Genomic DNA, 17,990 nt, shown 5'->3' on the forward strand with positions numbered 1-17,990 from the left:
TCTGTCCTCCTTCTTACACTTGCTCCATTAGTTGATACATTGGTAAAAGAATAGATAAATACACGATGAGTATAAGAAGTGCTGTTACCCCATAAATAACTGGCTGCAGCCAAGACATCCATTTTTCAATTTTTAGCTCTGCATTCTCTAATAGAAATTGGCTGTACGTGTACATTTCTCTCGCAAGCATTCCGCTGGCTTCACCATGCTTGATAATGGCTGCAAAATGTTTTTCGAAAAAAGGAGACACGCTTACTTGATGGGCCATGCTTTCTCCTTTTCTTAACTCTTCCATCATTTGTTCACCTATTTCTTGAAGAAAAGGCAGGTAGCTTTGCTGTTTAAAAGCTTGCAAACCTTCGTACATCGATAATCCAGCTTGAAGCAGTCCGCTGAGCTGAAGAGAAAAAAGGTACGTATGCATCAGCTGCATCCCTTTATATAAAAAAGGCAGCTTACTCATCACCCTCAATTTCTCAAGGGTCGACTTTTTCCTAAAAAAAACAGCATAATATCCAATAAGACCGATACACAGACAACTAGTGATGAACAGAAAAGCATGAAGGAATTGAAATAGTCCAAACATCCCTTGAATCAGCCAAGACATGCGGGTATCCATCGATGAGTACAAAACAGAAAATTGAGGAATGATCATTTGCTGAACGAGTACCAGCACGACCAAAACCGTGAAGATGAGGAAAAGCGGGTAACGTAACATACGTTTAAACGTGTCTAACTGTTTGATTTTTTTCTCTAAAAAACGGGCGCTTTGTTCTAAAGCACGGGCTAGACTGCCATGCTTCTCAGAAAAACATAGTATAGCGATGACTTCCCGCTGAAAATGGAGTCTCTCCAGCACTACATAAAAAGGCTCGCCTTCGTGAAGCCACTGAATACCTAGTTTTAATTGCTTCCGCTGTTGTTTTGATAACTGGATATTCACCATCACTAATGCCTCAATCAATGTATATCCAGCCTGAATTAATTGAGCCAGTTTTGATAGGCATTCAGCTTGATCCTTTTTAGACCATACTTTAGAGGCTCGCTTCTTCATAAACCCAGCGATGGTAAGTGTTTTTTGATAAATAGCCGAGTGCCACTCCTTTACGAATTAATCTTTGCAGTGTTTCATATGACGAGTGAGCATATTCTCCTTTAGCCTCCTTGATACACTCACCAAGCTCTTTTCCGAACAGCAGTTCAAATACATTTGTTCGTCTGATCGGTCGATTTAATTTACAGTAAAGCTGACATCTTTCTCCGCAAAAAGGACAGGTGAGCTCGATTAATCGCTGCGCAGCAATCGCAACCATCGTTTGCTCAAGTTCATTCATCGTGACACCAAATTCAAGCATACGATAAAGGGCTCCTTTTGCGTTTTTTGCATGGAGCGTACTCAATACTAAATGGCCTGTCAGTGCTGCTCTAATCGCCGTTCTAGCCGTTTCAGCATCTCTTATTTCTCCTAGCACAATCACATCTGGATCATGTCTTAAAATAGCGCGTAATCCTGCGGCATATGTGATGCCGGCTTTTTCATTCACTTGAACCTGCAGCACTTCTTCATTCCTTGTTTCGACAGGATCTTCAAGGGTAATAATATTTCGGTTAAAATTCTTTTTTGCAAACTGGATCAATGAATATAGTGTTGTCGTTTTCCCTGAATTTGTTGGCCCAGTAAATAAAATGAGTCCATGCGAGTGGTTTAAAAAGGATAATAATCTGGCTGAGGCTTTCGGAAATAATGATAGATGTTTTATTTTCGGAACATGATCCTGCGGCAATATTCTAATCACTAAGCTCTCATCATTTACTGTCGGCAAAGTAGACATCCGAATAAACACTTGACCGTTTCTTAGCATCACAGCTAGTGAGCCATTTTGCGGTCTCCTTTTTTCCCCGATATCCATAGAAGATAAAAATTTAAAATGTGCAATAAGCCTCTCTCCGCTTTTTTTATCAATCGTTCGCTGCTGGATTAAATCTGAGTCAACACGAAATGACACAGAAGCTTCCTTTTCTTTTGGCACAATATGCACATCAGAAGCCCTCATGCGGCATGCTTCTTCTAGCAGCTCTTGCCTTAAATATTCAATCCCATACAAGTGGATCACTCCTTTCTCTGATCACATTGTAGAATGGCGGAACGTGAATGACAAAAGAGCAATTTATGATTTTCATGACTAACAAATGATGAAAACCCTCAACTCACGATGCAGTACATCATTTTTTAGAAAAGAGCATATAAAAAAACCTGACTTTTACAAGTACAGGTTTTTTGGTCAAGATGTGGCTTCTTGCGGCTGCTCTTCAAAGATACGAAATCCTCTTTTTTCTAACGCTTTTGCAAGGCTATGCTCAGTATTTACTTTTGAGAAATCAATGCCCAGTTTCACTACAGTTTGAGCGATCTCTGGGCGGATGCCTGAAATAATCGTCTCAATTCCTAGCAGCTTCGCACTATCGACCACTTTAAACAGCTGATAGGCCACCATCGTATCAACAACGGGAACACCAGAAATATCAATAAATAAGTGCGTTAGACGCAATCTTGAAGCCTGTTCTAGTACGGATTCCAGAATGATTTTGGCCCGGTACGTATCGATTTCTCCGATCAGCGGCAAAATCCCGATTTCCTTTGATACTGGAATAACAGGTGCACTCAGTTCTTGAATCATCTCTCTTTGTGCATTCAACTGACTGATTGTCACGCGGTCATATTCTTCTGATAAGCGCTCAATCATATCATCAAATGTGGCGTGAAAGTGCTGATTCCACTGACACACATCTTGCAGCGTCACTTCAAGCTCTGTTTCTTGGGTGAATGTCTCAATTCTCGAACAGAAAATGTGGCGGAAAATCTTAAACTGTCCAATGATTTCATATAGCGGCACCTCGTGCACTGCTCGATCACGTGCAATATCAACAGACCACTTTTTCAAATGGTTTTCTACTTTGTCAGACAGTGTCACAAGCGTGGCTGCAATGGTTTGAATAAACGCTGTGTTCTGTTCCTTCAGCTTCTTTTCCGTTTCCTCTGAAGCATGTTTAGAATATAATGAGCCTTCTTCTGTTCTTGTTTTTAGCCATTCTTCGGTCATGACAGGGGCTTCTTTTAGGATAAATTCATATAATTGCTTAGATTTTTCATTTTTCATTTACTTCTTTCGCTCCTTTTTCACTAAAACTCGTGACATACAACTTTTATGTATAAATGACCGCAGATGGTGAACAATATCATTACACGTTTGATATTGGGCTATAGCCAAGTGGTAAGGCAATGGACTTTGACTCCGTGATCGTTGGTTCGAACCCAGCTAGCCCAGTTCAGCACAAAAACGAAGACGGCTGAAGCATGTTTCAGCTGATCTTCGTTTTTTATTAGGAAACTGATTGATGAATCGCTTTCTTTTTTGATATTTTCATGAGTTCTCCTGGATTATAACCTACTACCAGTTTATTTCCATCAATAATGATTGGTCTCCGTAGCAGCTTTGGTTTTTCAATGAGAAGCTGTAAGACCTCGTTTACTTTTAAGTCATTAATATTTAAATTTAAGCTTTTAAAAGCCTGACTTCGTGTGGCTAAAATTTCATCCATTCCTTCAGTTGTTAAAGAAAGAATCTTTTTTAATTCATCTAGTGTTGGCGTTTCTCTGAAAAGGTGACGCTCTTTAAAATCAATTTGATTCGCCTTTAACCAATGTTTTGTTTTGCGGCAAGACGTGCAGCTCGGGTATGAATAAAAAGTAATGTCACTCATTAGTCTTCCTCCTTAGGTCGTTAACCTTTTCTCTTATGGAGTAAGTACCCTCATGTTTTTCAGCATAAACACTTTTTCATCATTTTTTCAAAAAAATTTTTTCTACATTCAAAATAAATTGTTCACATGATGTCAAAAATGTAAATGTTTACATAACAAGTGATGATCAGCTATAATATGAATCAAAGGGGTTTTTAAGGGGAGGGAAAGAAATGAATCGCATGTTCCGCGTGCTTGGCTTTTGGACGGGTATTTTTGCTGTCATGTTCTATTTAGGACATATGAAAGATGCATCGCTGCTGTTCTTCGGTCAAACCGTTCTTTTTGTATTTTTATCCTACTTGAATTTATCCGAAAGAATGTATATTTACATTTTCGGAGCGTATTTGACGATTTTCTTTGCCGGATTTACATATTATTCGATTTTCATCATGGTTCCCGGTACCGGACATTAATTGAAAAAAGCATCTCTTTTAAAGAGATGCTTTTTTCATGCCTGCAATTAAAGAGAAAAACCATTAATAAACGGATTTTGCTCCTGCTCTGTCAGCACAGTCGTTTCCCCGCCATGTCCGCTTAAAACAAGAGTTGATTCTGGCAATGACAATAATTTTTGATGGATTGATTGTAGCAGCACTTCCTGACTGCCGCCTACTAAATCTGTTCTCCCGATGCCGCCTTCAAATAGCGTGTCACCAGAAATAACAAAGCCCTCTTCCGCCGAATAGTAAGACACACTGCCTGGTGAATGCCCTGGTGTATGGAACATTTCTAATGTAAACGATCCAATTTGAAGCGTTCCTTCTGACGTAATCAATTTTTCAGCTTCTTTGACCGTAATTCCATTCCCAATCAATCGAGCTGAACCGTTTAATTCAGCGTTCGTGAGCCATTCTTTTTCATTTTCGTGTACATACAGCGGCACTCCCCACTCTTCGCGCACCTCATCTGCCGCGCCAATATGATCAAAATGAGCATGTGTCAATAAGACAGCAAGCGGTGTAAGCTGTTTTTCTTTTACATAGGAAATCAGCTTTTGCGCTTCACCGCCTGGATCAAAAATTAAGCACTCTCCCTGCTCATTTTTCCAAATATATGCGTTCGCTTGTACATAGCCTAGTGGCATTCTTCTCCAATTCATTTTCATCACCTACTTTATTCATTCTTTTTTATTATGAAGGCTATTCAATAAAAATTCAAACAATCGTCAACTGGAATCTACTCGACAAGCTATATGAAAACGGTTAAAATGAAAAGAAAGGAAATCAAGGGGATTGATGACAAAGGGGGACTTTCACATGATGCTCGTCATTATTTTTGGTCTAGTCACGATTTTAGCTGCGCTCGGTATCTATCGCTCACTAAAAAAAGTGAACGTACTTGCCATCGCTTTTGCAGGCGCTACATTTTTGGTTTTTGGATGGTTCACTGTCATGACCATCATCTATAGCGGTTATCCAACTGCACATTAAAAAGCCTGCATTTAGCAGGCTTCAGATTGTTGACAAAGGGCTAAAATGGTCTTGATTTTAGCCCTTTGTCTTCTTTTCAGCGTGATAGAAAACCTTTGCAGTCTAGGAAGGACGAGCACCGGAGCGCAGACCTGACAAAGAATGCGAGGGTTTGTCTACACGCTGAAAGCCTGCTTATAGCAGGCTTTTTTTTATTGATTTAAATGCTTATTCACGCTTTCTAATTTGCTTGTAAGTGTTGTGGTTTGATCCCGTCTGTCATCGATGCGAATATTGGTCGCTACTCGGTGCAATCCCTTTTCAAAAGGGGCTTCATGAATGCGCTGAATGACCTCAAATAAAACGGATAATTCGCCTTCAATTAACGTATTCATCGGTGTTAATTGATATTTGATTTTTCCTTCTTGTTGAAAGCCTTCTAAAATTCTTTGTACATCTGCTACGTAAGCACTGACACTTGGTGTTTCAGTGCCTATTGGAATGATGGTGACGTCTGCTATAGCCATAATTTTTCCCCTTTCCATTAAATTCTCATGTTTTCTCGTCCTCATTGTAACCTATCCTCATTCAATCATGCCATGCTTACGTTGCGTTTACGGCAGGTTTGTCTCGTTCTATCGTCAAATCCGCTCTCTCTACCTTCCCGATCTTTGTAAACAGAAGCAGGCATATACCTGAAACAGCTTCAATGATACCGCCAGCCGCAATGACATACCCAGATCCAAATAGGGTTGCCATATAACCGCCAATGAGGGCGCCTAACGGAATCATCAAGTAGGAAATCATGTTAATGATCGCATACACTTGCGGCTGATCCTCTGCCTTAACTGACAATTGAATCATCGTATGTTCGGGTACGTTAACTGCACTAATGGCTGCTCCTAAAGCAAAAGCTGATATAAACACAAGTGGTAACAATGCGTTCATACCTGTGATAAAGAAGGCAATTCCATCAACAATCCCAGCACCTATAAACAGCAATCCATACCGATTCACTTTTATCTTTGTCAAAACAAATCCCATCAAAAATGCCCCTAGTGCGGTAGTGACTTTGATGAACGAATAGACGACCGGTCCACTATGTAAGTCTTCCGTTAAATAAATAACAGACAATGCTTCCCATGGTGCCGCAGCAAAGTTTGAGCAGACACAAAAAATCGCTAATGGAAACAAAATATGATGGCTTTTAACAAGTGAAAAACCCCGAATTAATCTTTTGCCGTAAGATAACCCTTTTTTGGCTTTATCGATGATGAATTCTGTTTGATATGAAATCATGAACACCAATAAAGCGGACAAAAGGTAAAGAGGAATGATCACAAGCATTGTATAACCTACGCCTACAAACGCAATCATGACACCACAAATCGTGACCGTCACAAGTCTTACTACATGACTTGCTGATTGGATCGTTGCATTCGCTTTTTGTATGAGGTCCTCATGAACAAGCTTTGGGATAATCGATACAGATGCCGGTTCATAGGAGCCTCCTGTCGCCGAATGCAGCAGCATACAGCCAATGATGAGGACTAATGGTGTGAAACCATAAAAGTAACTAACCACGATCACAAGGATAATCGCTCCTCGTGTTAAATCAGCAAAACACATCCAAAATTTCAATTGATGCGGCTTCATCATAGGCGTAATAAATGGTCCAACAATCGCTTGAGGAACAAAGCTGACTGCAATAAAAAAAGCTGTCCCTATGGCCCCTTTCCCTCCTAGTACTAAAAGCCACAAGATGGTGTTGAAAGATAAACTATCAGCCGTAATTTTGCACATTTTAGAAACAAATAAATAAGTAAAATTTCTTTTCCACAGGCTTTGAGCACTCAATAGTCGACATCTCCCTAAATCATATCCTTTTTTTTACATCCATATCTTTCACAATAGCTTACTAGGAGGCCTTCGTCAATTGCTTCAACATTGTTTTTATTGACCATAAGCAATTGATTTTCTCAAAATATGAAAAAGCACCAGACAGGTGCTTTTAACACTTACACGCTTCCCACAAAAGCCGCTTTGTTTTTTCATAGATTGAATCAAATTGATTCATGGAAAGAGGATTTTTCCCTAGACCAAGCTCGACTGTATAGCCCTCACTATGAAATTGATAAATAAACCAATCGCGATAGCCTGCATAGCTGTCGAGATATTGAATCGGTTTGTAGCCGCTCACTCGTTCGAATCGTTTGACCGTTTCTTTTGAGATGGCTGGCTCATGGCCAAGAAACCCCCAATAGATCTCTTCTCCTTGTGTATGAAGGGCGATCAGCCGGTCAAATCGTTTTCGCAACGCAAGATTGGCCATCGCTTTCGCTTCTGGTTCTGTTAATGGCTCGCGCCCAGGATAATCCCGGTAGGACGGTGCCTTCGACTGATGACGATAGTACTCGATCTCCCAATAAGCAGGGAATTGATTGTTTAAATCCACCCCTCGAATATTTGCTTTCCATTCCCGGTAATCGGAATATCCCTCGTTTAGCAGTGTGAATTCTTCATGATGAAGACCTAGTGACTCCGGTCCATTACGAACCAAATCCACTCCATCTGGATTGACCATTGGCACGATGGATAAAGCGGTGGTCTGCAGGATATGAACCGCTTCATAATGTCTTGCCTGAACCGGATCTGACGCTGCTAAGCAAAGCGATTTCAACCATTTTAATAAAACAGACGTCGTGATCCATTCATTTGCATGAAATGAGGCATTGAGATGAATAGAATGTAAATGCTGAACAGGCTCTGTTCGGATCTCATAAATAGGTGTATCAAGCACTGAATGGCCAATAACGCTGATATGAAGAAAAGGAAATACGGCTTTCAAGCGGCTCAGCTCTTCTTCTAATCGAGCGCTATCATATTCAAATGTTCCATTAATCCAATCATCGGATTGCTGCAGTCTGTAAGGTGCAATAAATCTCTGCACATCACCTATCGAATCAAATACATGGACTCCTTCTGGAAGTCTATATCCCGGTAAAAGAAGGTTATCAGTGCTTGATTGATTAGATAAATGAAAAGCAGCTTTACCAATACCAAGCTGCTTTGCCACAGCATCCCTCCCTGCTTCATCCAGCTGCCATTCAATTTTTCCAAACGACGTTGTCTTCATTTACATCCCTCCTCTCATACTATATGAGCCGTCAGACAAAAAAAGAAAACCTCTGCTTCTAAAATAGCAGAGGTTTTTCATCTATTAGGACGCCTTTTTCAGCTCCGTTTCACCTTCTTTTTTGGATGGTGAATGGTCCGGGCTGTTTCGATCATAAAATCTAAGGAGATCTCCGTAGATGATTTGATCAGAGAATTGAAGCTCCTGCTTCGCTTTCTCTTCATAAGACTGACACACATTTTTATCATCTGCTGGCTCGCCTGTCTCTTTATTGTAGCAAACACCATCTGTAAAAATGCTGTCCTTCGTAATAAAGCTTCCATCACGGAGTACTGTAAAGTCATTCGTATCTTTTGATAAAAGGTCATGACCAAATTGAATTTGTTTACTTGTATCAATCCCTAGAAGATTGAGTACAGTTGGACGGATATCGACCTGACCGCCTACCGTATCAATTTCTTTTGGATGTTGATCCGTTACCCCTGGAATGTGTACAACAAACGGGACTTTTTGAAGCTGCACTTCTTCAAATGGCGTAATCTCTTTATTTAAGAATTGTCCCATGGCTTCGTTATGGTTTTCAGAAATTCCGTAGTGATCCCCATACAAAACAAAAATGGAGTTATCGTATAACCCAGCTTCCTTCATCTTTTTAAAGAAAAGCTTAAGGGCTTCATCTTGATAACGCACTGTAGGGAAGTACTTGTTCAGTGTTTTGCTCTTTGAATCATATTCATCAATGAGCTTATCTTCTTCATCTAAATCAAAAGGGAAATGGTTCGTTAATGTAATCAATCTCGTATAGAAAGGCTGCGGGATCGATTTCATTAATTCAGCGGACTGCTCAAAAAACGGACCATCTTTCAGTCCCCAGCCAACTGAGTTTTCTTCATTCACATCAAATGATTTAATATCAAAGAACTTATCGTAGCCAAAGCTATCGTAGATAAGGTCACGGTTCCAGAAGCTTTTGTTATTCGCATGAATAACAGAAGAGTGGTAGCCCTCATCCTTTAACAGCTCAGGTGTCGCTGTAAACTCATTACTTGGATTTGTGAAGAACACAGCCCCTCTTCCAAGTGGATAAAGAGAATTATCTACAATAAACTCTGAATCAGATGTTTTCCCTTGACCTGTTTGATGATAAAAATTAGTAAAGTTATAGCTCTTCTTGATCAATTTGTTTAAAAACGGAGTAATTTCTTTCCCGTTTAATTTTTCATTGATCACGAAACTCTGTGTAGATTCAAGTGATACAAGAATGACATTTCGTCCTTTTGCTTGACCAAATGTCTTTTCATTACGGTCCGTTTGATTTGCGCTTACATAGTTTTCAATTTCAGTTAAGCTATTGCTGTCAGCAAGAGCTCGTTGGGCGGACTGCTTCGATTGCAATACCCCATCATAAATATGGAAGTTATATAAGCTGATATTTTTCACCAGCATCTCACGGTCAAATGAGCGAGTAAGCAGTTCTGGTCTTTCTGTTTCAGCTAAACCAAGGTTAAAGAAAAATGTAGCTGCCACAAATAAGTAATATGCTGCTCGTTCTTTTCGTGAAACGGTGACATCTGTTCTAAAGGAAGGCTGTTTTTTATAGAGCCAAATTAAAATGATGATATCAACAAACATCAGTAAATCGACTGGTTCAATTAAAGAGGTAATACTGGACCCGAGGTCACCCATATTGTTTGTTTGAAATAGGACGGGGATGGTTAGAAAATCACTATAGAATCGATAAAACACAATGTTGGCTAACAAAACGAATGTTAGGATAAAGCTTGTCACGATGATGTATCGATTGCGATTTTTTTCTTTGAAAAATAAACCGATACCGAAGATAAACAAGAGAAAGCTAAGCGGATTTATAAACAGGATAAACTCCTGCATGAAATTTTCAATTTTAATATTGAAGCTAGATTTATAGATAACATAGGTTTTGACCCACATCAGCAATGTCGCAATCAGTAAAAATGAAATCGCCTTTAATCTATTCTTTCGCATTGTAACCTCCTTATGCTAAGCGCGCACCCAGGCTCTAGATATACCCTAATTATTGGTGCTTCTAGAAAAATAACTAAAGTATATCTTATCCTGTATATGATGGAAAATCAATGTCTTTTTCCTCATGACAAACTTATGAATATGCTAAACATCCAATTTCATGCCTATCTATCGCTTTTTTTCATAAAAATGACATCATTATGACTTTTTTGTTCAAGACAGCCATTTGGTTTTTGCCATCCATGCACCGCCGATAACACCCGCATCGTTTCCGAGTGATGCAATTACCACTTCAACATCGTCAGCGCAAGGCGGGAAAGCATGTTGTTTCACAATGCGCTCTACTTTACTGCGAAGAAGCTCACCTGCTTTTGAAACACCGCCGCCAATTACAATTTTTGTTGGGTTTAAAGCACTAGCAAGATTCGCTAGGACAAGTCCAAGATGTGTCGTCACTTCTTCTACGACACGCATTGCAAGATCATCTCCGTTTTCTGCCGCTTCAAATACATTCTTTGCCGATAGCGAAGCGAGCTTGCCAAGTGAAGATGTATGCTGCTCGGTTTCTAATTTATCCTTTGCAATCCGGACGATGCCAGTTGCAGATGCGATCGTTTCAATACAGCCGGTTCTTCCGCAGTTACACGGTGCTCCTTGAAATGGAACGGCACAAATATGGCCAATTTCTCCGCCAGCACCTGTCTCCCCTTGAACAACTTCACCGTTGACGATGATGCCGCCGCCAACCCCTGTTCCAAGTGTGACCATCAGGATATTTTTTGCGCCATCGCCTGCACCCTTCCACATTTCACCGAGTGCAGCAATATTCGCATCATTTTCAATGACAGATGGAAGTCCCGTCTCTGCCTCTAGGTGATCTTTCAAGGGGTAGTTTGTCCAGCCCAGATTCGTTGTTTTATAGACGATGCCAGATACTTTATCTACAGGTCCAGGTGCACCCATTCCGATCCCAATAAGTGCTGATTTCGGCATACTGATCTCAACCAGTTTATGGTCAATTGATTTGGCAATATCGACTGTGATCGTCTGCCCGGATTTATCCGTAGGAATCTCCCACTTATGCTGAATTTCACCATATAGATTAATGAACGCAAGCTTAATTGTCGTACCGCCAAGATCAATACCTACAAACCAATCCCCTGTCATATGCCCTCCACCTTCACATTGTTTTTCGATTTAATTTGGCTAGCTCCATTTGAAGAATCGTCATTGCGTTTGACCATTCGGTCCGGTCAATGATGCCCGCTGTATACATTTCCTTCAATTCGTCTGCCATAAATTCTAATTCTACTTCACGATCTCCGAAATACACATAATTTCCAAATCTCATGAGCAGCTGCTGTACATCATATAACGTTTTCATTGTTTCCACCATTTCTTTTCATCAACAGATAGGATAAGCGTATTCATAAATGCGCTTTCAGTCAAGTCATTCAACGTGTTTGACTATTTTCGATATATTGTTTCAGCTTTAAAAATTGATCATTTTGAGGATCTTGTTTTAACGCTTTCGCTAATAGATCCTCTGCTTTCGCTGTCTCTCCTTTTTCTACGTATAAAAGCGATAAATGATACAGTTTATTTGGATCATCTGGATCTTTTTCAAGCGACTTTTGTAAAAATTGAATAGCCTTATCAAGTTGGCCCTGCTGCGCTTCCGATAGTGCATAGATATGAAGTGCCTCAGCTGATGCATCTTTATCGTGCACATATTCCTCTAGTCGTTCACTTGCTTCGCTATACTTTTTCTCATCAAATAAACTTGCTGCCTCACTTGTTGCCGCTGCTTCCTTTTGATTGTCAGAATGAAACCCTGTATACAATCCAAAACCACCAATAAAGAGCAAAGCAGCACTCGCAAGAAGCATTTTGACAGGCTGGATCTGTTTAGGCAGACGGACAGCTAATGCCGTGAAAAAACCGCCAACCAGGCCGCCAAGATGCCCTGCGTTATCAATACCTGATACAGTGAAGCCTATTCCTAGGTTGATGAGGATAATGACAATAATATTTGTCCCCATCGTCCGAAAGAAAAGCTTTCGGTTTGAGATGGCTAAATATAACAGTGCGCCTAAGCAGCCAAAGATCGCGCCAGATGCGCCGGCAGCAATTGCCATATTAAACACAAAGCTCGCTATAGAGCCAAAAATGCCGGAAATCAAATAGATGAGCAAAAATCTTCCCGACCCATAAATTCTCTCAACAGCCGCTCCAACGGACCAAAGAGCAAAAGTATTAAAGAGTAAGTGCGTCAAGCCAATATGTAAAAACATTGGTGTCATCAGGCGCCACCATTCACCCTCTAAAATCAGCACATTATTTTTAGCACCAAATGCTGTTAAAGTTGCGGTATTGGTACTTCCGCCTGACAGCTCAAGTAAAAGAAACATCACCACTTGGACAGCGATCAGCAAGTAGGTGAAAATGGGTCTGCCATTTTGAAAAACGGCCAATTCTCGTTCACGCTGCTTTTCCTGATCATCAAATGCCTGAAGCACGTTTCTTTTCAGCTGCATTGCATCCTCAGCTGTATCTTTCTTCGCCTCTTCTACATCAACTGCAAGCGATGTATTCAGCCATTTTTGCAGTTCGTTTACATCGTTTTGAAGCGTGTCTGCATTGAGTAATACAGGAGTAACTGTCACCTTATTCTCTTTTTGCGGCTGACCGTTTAGGTCTTCCCAATCATCTACTGGAACATCAGTTGTAAATTGCAGCTGCAGGAGATGAAGAGATCGTTTACGCATAGCTTCTCTCAGCTGATTGATCCGATATGTTTGCTCTTCGATATCTCGAACGATCTCCTGCCTGAAATTCACATCTTTTCTATATAGACGGATGAGATCATAACCTGAGTTTCGTGGTGCTTCAAAAAATATTTCATCTTCTGGGTACGGACTTTGAATCATCTCGTATCCTTTTTGTCTAAGTTCATCAACAACTCGCCAAAATAAACTATCTATGACATTCATACATTCGCGCTCCATTTTTTACATTATTATAGCAAGAATCGTTCTTATCCGCATTTCTAAACAAAAAAATCCCGGCTTTTGCGGGATTAGAATGCTTGGCGAATAAATTTCGTCCGAAAATATGGGATTTTCATCAGCCATTTAATCAAAAAGTGCCGGACTTGATTTTGCCCTAAAACCAAATTCATGAGCCGATAACGATTTTGCACGAGAACGAATGCAAACAGTGTGAACACAATGCTCCAAATCATTTTATTCATCATATTCCCTCCTATGTTCGTATCGTGGCTTAAATAGGATTTGTTTATGCATGAACCATCGTTTTTATCGCTTAAAAGGTTCCTTTCATAAGCAGGCCTTCACAATCTAATCCCTTGTTCTTTTGATTGAATATAATAGACCTCTCCGCACTCTGATTGATCATAAGAAACATCAAATGGATGAAGTTCGATTAAATCCTTGAAAGTATGAGGCAGCTTACAATTCTGCTCTAACTCCTCCACCTTGTGCGGGAAGTAACTGTCGTATGGATTTGGTGTATGAACATATACAGCGTCTAAACCAGGGTCATGTTCGTGAATACAAATCCAAGTTTGGTATGGCTTTTAAAGCTTTCAAGCTGTTTTACACGCCTATGATATAAAGCGATATGAGCTTTGATATGCTCTCTTCTTATTTTATAGCTATTTTCCCCGACTCCAAAAAAATCAAGGTGCGTATGCCTAAAATAAAACCATAAATCACGATCAAGTTTTAAGTCACAAGTATTCACTTCCTCCCACATATTACGGAAGTATCTTTTCTTTCCACGAAATTTTTTCAAAACATATCCCCCGTCAGCTAAAATGCCTTTTAATGAAGAATGTTGATCGCTATCGTGCATGTGACTTTTGATCATAAGCAAGCACCTTCGCTCAACAAAAAAAGCCCGTTCATATGTATATGCAGCGGACTTTATTTTAGATATATGGTACCTTTCTCACTGACCATGATTGAGACCGGGATGTCGTGCGTTTCAGCCGGAATATGCTCGGTTTGCTGTACTGTTAAACAAAGGGCAAGCGTTTCGCCGTGATAGTCAGCTAAGTAGCGGTCATAATAGCCGCCCCCATATCCGATACGGTAGCCTTTTCGATCGAAGCACACACCAGGCACAATGATCAAATCGATTGATTCTTTAGATGCAGTGGCCGACGTCAGAGGATCTGGCTCCAATAGCCCAAAGTAGCGGGAGATCATTTTCGTTTCTGGTGTATATTTATAAAACGTCATCTCTTTTGTTTCCGGAAAACAGGTGGGTACACATACTGTTTTCCCCTCCCGCCATGCTTTTTCAATGAGAGGCATTGTCGGTACCTCTTTTCCTCTAGACATGGTAAGTGCAACCGTATTCGCTTGTTTCCATGCTGGCAGTTGAAACAAGCGCTCATGAAGTAAAGCGGTGCTTCGCTTGAATTCTTCGGCACTCATCTGGTCCAGCTTGGCTAATGTTTGAAGGCGAAGTTCCTTTTTCACACAGATCATCTCCCATCATAAAAAAACAGCAGGAAAATTCCCTGCTGCTTACTTTGTTTCACGATGTAAAGTTTGTTTTTTATCACGTGAGCAATACTTTTTGAATTCAACGCGATCTGGATTGTTTCGCTTATTCTTTTTAGTAATATAGTTACGCTCACCGCATTCAGTGCAAGCTAGAGTAATATTTACGCGCATGTTTTTCCCTCCAAACTAAAATCAATTCACATTCAGACCTAACTATAATACCACTTCTAGCTTAGGAATGCTAGAATGTTTTTTCACCAATTTGAATTTCAGTGCAATCCCTCCATGTTCTGATCCATATCGCACGGTCAATTCATGAAAAATAGCCTGCTCCCCTATAAAACCTCAATCTTTGTCGTACTGTATACATGAGAAACCCTCTTTTATTTTGACAGCGAGCAAGATTTTCATACTCGTTTTTCATATAAAAAGAAAAAAGATGAAAAAAAGGTGATTTTTTCAGCAATTCCTTTTGAAACTAGCTTTTTTATGGTATAAAAAAGAAGGGTCGAAAACTGTCTGAAACAATCATGAAAGCCTTTTATGGCTTTCAGCATTAAAATATGAATAAAAGGTGATGAAACATGGAAATTGCAATTATCGGATTGCTTGTTGTCAGTATCGTACTGATCGCATTCTCATATTTTCAAAGAGAGCCGATTAAAGAAGTCGAGCAGGAACTTGAAACACTTCAACTATCTGCAATGCAAGAAATCTATAAACTGAAAAAGAAAATGAAGGTTCTTGAAGAAGAATTGCTTGAAACAAACATTGTCGTCCGCAAACATTCAGAAATTGATCCATCTATCGCAAGACAAATCATTTCAAAGCATCAAAATGGCATGTCTCCTGAGGCCATTGCGCGCGCTGAGCATGTATCTGTAGATGAGGTCAACATGATCATTAAAGACAATGAGAAGGTGCTTGTATGACGAAAAAAAGCATCCAAACGTTTGCGGCAGGTATGATTCTTGCAACTGGTGTTCTGGCGATCGTTTTTTTCCTCACTGGAAAAGATGAAGCGGCGGCTGATACAACCACAAAAGAAACGCTCGCAGCGAAAGTAACAGACACCGATGTGAAAAACTATTTAGACTCTAAAAAAGAAGTCTCTGTCAGCCGTGAAACATATCAGCAGCTTCTTGATTATAAAGAAAAAGCACTGAAAGCAAATGAAGACGGCGATTCTAAAAATGATAAAGAAACATCGGACAAGCCTAAAGGCAAATCGGTCAAATTTGTTATTAAAAACGGGATGAGCACAAGTGACGTTTCAGACATGCTTGAAAAAGACGGAATTATCAACTCGTCTAAAGATTTTAATGATTACGTGATTGACGCCGGCTACCATAAAGAAATTCGTGCAGGCAAGTTCAATTTAAAAACAGGGATGACGTTCAAACAAATCGTCAAAGCCTTAACAAAATAACAGCAAAACCCCCTGGCGGCGCTGACCTCCAGGGGGTTTTATTATCCAAATCGACCAGATATATAATCATTTGTTCTTTGATCATTTGGCTCTGAGAACATCACATTCGTATCATTGACCTCAACAAGCTCTCCCATTAAAAAGAAGGCTGTTCTATCTGATACCCTCGCCGCTTGCTGCATGTTATGCGTCACAATGGCAATCGTGTATTTCTCTTTTAATTTCATAATTAATTCTTCAATCTTTAATGTTGAGACAGGATCAAGCGCTGATGTTGGTTCATCCATTAGTAAAATGTCTGGGCTCGTAGCAATAGCTCTTGCGATACAAAGACGCTGCTGCTGACCGCCGGAAAGACCTAATGCTGGTGCATTTAATCGATCTTTCACTTCATCCCAAAGGGCAACATCACGAAGCGCTTTTTCAGCGATTTCTTTCAATTGCTGCTTGCTCTTCACGCCATGAATTCTTGGTCCGTAGACGACATTATCAAAGATAGACTGAGGGAATGGGTTTCCTTTTTGAAAGACCATCCCGACGTTTTTACGCAGTTCCACTAGATCAACGCGGCCTTTTAAAATATTGTCGCCGTTATACATCATATCTCCGGTGATTTTCACACCTGGCACTGTTTTGACCATAAGATTTAAGGTCTTGATAAACGTTGACTTTCCGCAGCCTGACGGACCGATAATTGCTGTGACTTCATGCTCTTTAATGTCTAAATCAATATGCTTCAGTGCGTGATGCTGTCCGTACCAAAGGTTCATATCATTCACACGAAACACTTCTTTTTTTGCTGTTTCAGTTGCTACTGCATTCATCAAAATCCACCCGCCTTATCCAAATCGACCATTGATATAGTCTTCTGTTTTTTGCTGCGCAGGACGTGTAAAGATACGTTCAGTGGCATCATATTCTACTAGATCACCGTTTAGGAAAAAGGCCGTATGATCAGATACACGTAACGCTTGCTGCATGTTGTGAGTCACAATGACGATCGAATAATCATTTTTCAAATCTGATAATAGCTCTTCAATTTTTGCATTTGAGATCGGGTCTAGGGCAGAAGCAGGTTCATCTAATAAAAGAACGCTGGGCTTCATCGCAAGTGTACGGGCAATACAAAGGCGCTGCTGCTGACCGCCGGATAATGACAAAGCTGAGCGGTGCAGACGATCTTTGACCTCATCCCAAAGCGCCGCTTTTGTTAAGCTTTCCTCTACCGCATCATCAAGCACTGATTTTCTTTTTTCTCCCGCATACTTTAATGCATGGGTAATGTTATTGTAGATCGATTTAGGAAATGGGTTTGGCTTTTGGAAAACCATGCCGATTTCTCTTCTTAAATTCACCACATTAATGCGGTCATCCAAAATATTGAGTCCTTCGTACATGATCGCACCTTCACTTCTCGCACCTGGGATCAAGTCGTTCATGCGGTTAATGCTGCGTAAAAAGGTTGATTTCCCGCAGCCAGATGGGCCGATTAATGCGGTAATTGCGTTCTTCTCAATTTCAAATGAAATGTGATTGACCGCTCTTTTTTCACCATAATAAATGCTTAAATCCTGCACCTGTAAAATCTGTTCCGCTTGAAGTGGAGCCTTTTTTGCTGCAATCTCTTTTTTTTCTGCTAGCATTTGAACCATATCCCCTTCACACCTCTCTCA

21 protein-coding genes, 1 tRNA gene and 1 pseudogene are annotated in these 17,990 nt (G+C 40.3%); 5 read left to right on the top strand and 18 right to left on the bottom strand.

Annotation, left to right across the window (positions count from 1 at the left end):
• Nucleotides 1-13 precede the first annotated feature (13 nt).
• From comGB to EV579_RS07325, 3 genes are all read right to left on the bottom strand, one after another.
• On the bottom strand, nucleotides 14-1,054 hold the full coding sequence (gene comGB / locus EV579_RS07315; RefSeq protein WP_133744199.1) for a competence type IV pilus assembly protein ComGB: 1,041 nt from the start codon (nucleotides 1,052-1,054) through the stop codon (nucleotides 14-16).
• The gene (gene comGA / locus EV579_RS07320; RefSeq protein ID WP_041117979.1) at nucleotides 1,035-2,105 is read right to left on the bottom strand and encodes a competence type IV pilus ATPase ComGA; all 1,071 of its coding nucleotides are present in this window, start codon (nucleotides 2,103-2,105) and stop codon (nucleotides 1,035-1,037) included. The genes comGB and comGA overlap by 20 nt, the downstream gene beginning before the upstream one ends.
• 177 nt (nucleotides 2,106-2,282) lie before the next feature.
• Complete coding sequence (locus EV579_RS07325) at nucleotides 2,283-3,158, bottom strand: STAS domain-containing protein (protein ID WP_056767330.1); 876 nt, start codon at nucleotides 3,156-3,158, stop codon at nucleotides 2,283-2,285.
• A gap of 97 nt (nucleotides 3,159-3,255) precedes the next feature.
• Between EV579_RS07325 and EV579_RS07330 the strand changes: the two genes are divergently transcribed.
• A tRNA-Gln gene (locus EV579_RS07330) sits at nucleotides 3,256-3,326 on the top strand.
• 55 nt (nucleotides 3,327-3,381) lie between these two features.
• Here the strand turns inward: EV579_RS07330 and EV579_RS07335 are convergent.
• On the bottom strand, nucleotides 3,382-3,762 hold the full coding sequence (locus EV579_RS07335) for a Spx/MgsR family RNA polymerase-binding regulatory protein (protein ID WP_007501232.1): 381 nt from the start codon (nucleotides 3,760-3,762) through the stop codon (nucleotides 3,382-3,384).
• 212 nt (nucleotides 3,763-3,974) lie between these two features.
• On the opposite strand from EV579_RS07335, the gene EV579_RS07340 reads away from it, so the two are divergent.
• A complete protein-coding gene (locus tag EV579_RS07340; protein WP_003217440.1) occupies nucleotides 3,975-4,217 on the top strand; it encodes a DUF2626 domain-containing protein in 243 nt (80 codons plus the stop codon).
• A 47-nt stretch (nucleotides 4,218-4,264) separates the two neighbouring features.
• On the opposite strand, the gene EV579_RS07345 is transcribed toward EV579_RS07340, so the two are convergent.
• Nucleotides 4,265-4,903, bottom strand: a complete 639-nt coding sequence (locus tag EV579_RS07345) for an MBL fold metallo-hydrolase (protein ID WP_024422981.1) — start codon at nucleotides 4,901-4,903, stop codon at nucleotides 4,265-4,267.
• 157 nt (nucleotides 4,904-5,060) lie between these two features.
• Between EV579_RS07345 and EV579_RS07350 the strand changes: the two genes are divergently transcribed.
• Nucleotides 5,061-5,234 (top strand): DUF2759 domain-containing protein, encoded by a 174-nt coding sequence (locus tag EV579_RS07350; RefSeq protein ID WP_003217333.1) that lies wholly within the window; start codon nucleotides 5,061-5,063, stop codon nucleotides 5,232-5,234.
• Nucleotides 5,235-5,425: 191 nt separating this feature from the next.
• Here the strand turns inward: EV579_RS07350 and EV579_RS07355 are convergent, their stop codons facing one another.
• The 11 genes and pseudogenes from EV579_RS07355 to rpmG form a co-directional block, all read right to left on the bottom strand.
• Nucleotides 5,426-5,740 carry an MTH1187 family thiamine-binding protein gene (locus tag EV579_RS07355; protein ID WP_024427984.1) on the bottom strand — a complete coding sequence of 105 codons (315 nt, stop codon included), beginning with the start codon at nucleotides 5,738-5,740 and terminating at the stop codon, nucleotides 5,426-5,428.
• Nucleotides 5,741-5,816: 76 nt separating this feature from the next.
• Nucleotides 5,817-7,070, bottom strand: a complete 1,254-nt coding sequence (locus EV579_RS07360; protein ID WP_133744200.1) for an MFS transporter — start codon at nucleotides 7,068-7,070, stop codon at nucleotides 5,817-5,819.
• 154 nt (nucleotides 7,071-7,224) lie between these two features.
• The gene (locus EV579_RS07365; protein ID WP_133744201.1) at nucleotides 7,225-8,349 is read right to left on the bottom strand and encodes a M14 family metallopeptidase; all 1,125 of its coding nucleotides are present in this window, start codon (nucleotides 8,347-8,349) and stop codon (nucleotides 7,225-7,227) included.
• An 84-nt stretch (nucleotides 8,350-8,433) separates the two neighbouring features.
• Nucleotides 8,434-10,353, bottom strand: a complete 1,920-nt coding sequence (locus tag EV579_RS07370; RefSeq protein ID WP_024427981.1) for an LTA synthase family protein — start codon at nucleotides 10,351-10,353, stop codon at nucleotides 8,434-8,436.
• 213 nt (nucleotides 10,354-10,566) lie between these two features.
• Nucleotides 10,567-11,520 carry an ROK family glucokinase gene (locus EV579_RS07375; RefSeq protein ID WP_025092968.1) on the bottom strand — a complete coding sequence of 318 codons (954 nt, stop codon included), beginning with the start codon at nucleotides 11,518-11,520 and terminating at the stop codon, nucleotides 10,567-10,569.
• Nucleotides 11,521-11,533: 13 nt separating this feature from the next.
• Entirely contained in the window at nucleotides 11,534-11,737 is a 204-nt protein-coding gene (locus tag EV579_RS07380) for a YqgQ family protein (protein ID WP_025092967.1), read from the bottom strand.
• A 70-nt stretch (nucleotides 11,738-11,807) separates the two neighbouring features.
• Nucleotides 11,808-13,346, bottom strand: coding sequence for a rhomboid family intramembrane serine protease (locus tag EV579_RS07385; protein WP_133744202.1), 1,539 nt, complete (start codon nucleotides 13,344-13,346; stop codon nucleotides 11,808-11,810).
• An 86-nt stretch (nucleotides 13,347-13,432) separates the two neighbouring features.
• Nucleotides 13,433-13,606: a hypothetical protein gene (locus tag EV579_RS18965; protein ID WP_162176177.1), complete on the bottom strand. Its 174-nt coding sequence runs from the start codon at nucleotides 13,604-13,606 to the stop codon at nucleotides 13,433-13,435.
• A 99-nt stretch (nucleotides 13,607-13,705) separates the two neighbouring features.
• A pseudogene (locus tag EV579_RS19375) lies at nucleotides 13,706-14,169 on the bottom strand (hypothetical protein).
• Nucleotides 14,170-14,300: 131 nt separating this feature from the next.
• Nucleotides 14,301-14,861: a 5-formyltetrahydrofolate cyclo-ligase gene (locus EV579_RS07395; protein WP_133744203.1), complete on the bottom strand. Its 561-nt coding sequence runs from the start codon at nucleotides 14,859-14,861 to the stop codon at nucleotides 14,301-14,303.
• Nucleotides 14,862-14,909: 48 nt separating this feature from the next.
• Nucleotides 14,910-15,059, bottom strand: a complete 150-nt coding sequence (gene rpmG, locus EV579_RS07400; protein WP_008360061.1) for a 50S ribosomal protein L33 — start codon at nucleotides 15,057-15,059, stop codon at nucleotides 14,910-14,912.
• Nucleotides 15,060-15,472: 413 nt separating this feature from the next.
• On the opposite strand from rpmG, the gene EV579_RS07405 reads away from it, so the two are divergent.
• Together EV579_RS07405 and EV579_RS07410 are read left to right on the top strand one after the other, a co-directional pair.
• Nucleotides 15,473-15,820 (top strand): hypothetical protein, encoded by a 348-nt coding sequence (locus tag EV579_RS07405; protein WP_024422989.1) that lies wholly within the window; start codon nucleotides 15,473-15,475, stop codon nucleotides 15,818-15,820.
• Nucleotides 15,817-16,317: an endolytic transglycosylase MltG gene (locus EV579_RS07410; protein ID WP_024422990.1), complete on the top strand. Its 501-nt coding sequence runs from the start codon at nucleotides 15,817-15,819 to the stop codon at nucleotides 16,315-16,317. Before EV579_RS07405 ends, EV579_RS07410 begins: the two co-directional genes overlap by 4 nt.
• A gap of 41 nt (nucleotides 16,318-16,358) precedes the next feature.
• Here EV579_RS07410 and pstB (EV579_RS07415) read toward each other — a convergent pair whose 3' ends face one another.
• Nucleotides 16,359-17,141, bottom strand: coding sequence for a phosphate ABC transporter ATP-binding protein PstB (gene pstB, locus EV579_RS07415; protein ID WP_024422991.1), 783 nt, complete (start codon nucleotides 17,139-17,141; stop codon nucleotides 16,359-16,361).
• A 15-nt stretch (nucleotides 17,142-17,156) separates the two neighbouring features.
• A complete protein-coding gene (gene pstB, locus EV579_RS07420) occupies nucleotides 17,157-17,969 on the bottom strand; it encodes a phosphate ABC transporter ATP-binding protein PstB (RefSeq protein WP_024422992.1) in 813 nt (270 codons plus the stop codon).
• Nucleotides 17,970-17,990 lie beyond the last annotated feature (21 nt).

Origin of the sequence: Bacillus sp. BK450, assembly GCF_004364885.1 — a bacterium.
In the GTDB taxonomy this organism is placed as follows: Bacteria; Bacillota; Bacilli; order Bacillales; family Bacillaceae; genus Bacillus; species Bacillus safensis.